Genomic DNA, 597 nt, shown 5'->3' with positions numbered 1-597 from the left:
ATATTATTACCATAATATGTGTTATAACCCAAATTCTCACTGGCAACCGCCTGACCTGTCCGATGACGTTTGGCATCGGTCATATATTGCCAGTTACCGGAATATTTCACCGTTCCCGCGCTCGGTAAAGATTGGGAGGGATGTTCTCCGGAATAATATACAAACCCGTCATAACCAAACCGGTGGGTAAACCGCTTACCACCTGAGTTCTGTTTGATTTCGTCTTCTCCTGTTTGAGTATAAACATATCCGGCCCGGACATATTTATATTGATACACAGCATCTTTTGAATCGGACGTGTAGATTTGTGCATTAGGATGCCGTCCTTTGATTTCCTTTTTAAGTTTGTCGACCTGTTCTTGCGGCGTACCGTCTAAAAACAGGATATCCTCCTCTTTAAGCGGCAGATACTCCTCTGCCTGATGCTTATCGGGAATTTCCGTACCGTCTTTGTTATAAAAAGCAATATTCCGCCTTGGCAACCGCATTGCCGCACCGACGGCGGGCTGGTTGACCGGCGTGGTTTCTATAGAAGGTTTGGCAGGAGCCGGAGCAGGAATATCCTCAGGCTTGGAAGGTTTGGAATCTGACGGGGTT

1 protein-coding gene is annotated in these 597 nt (G+C 46.6%); it reads right to left on the bottom strand.

Annotation, left to right across the window (positions count from 1 at the left end):
- Positions 1-597, bottom strand: a 597-nt coding sequence (locus tag ACTHUR_RS15955; RefSeq protein ID WP_440399646.1) for a transferrin-binding N-lobe domain-containing protein, incomplete at both ends; no start/stop codon positions are given.

Source organism: Neisseria sp. P0021.S007 (assembly GCF_051956855.1).
This window is presented reverse-complemented; position numbering and strand designations above follow the sequence as displayed.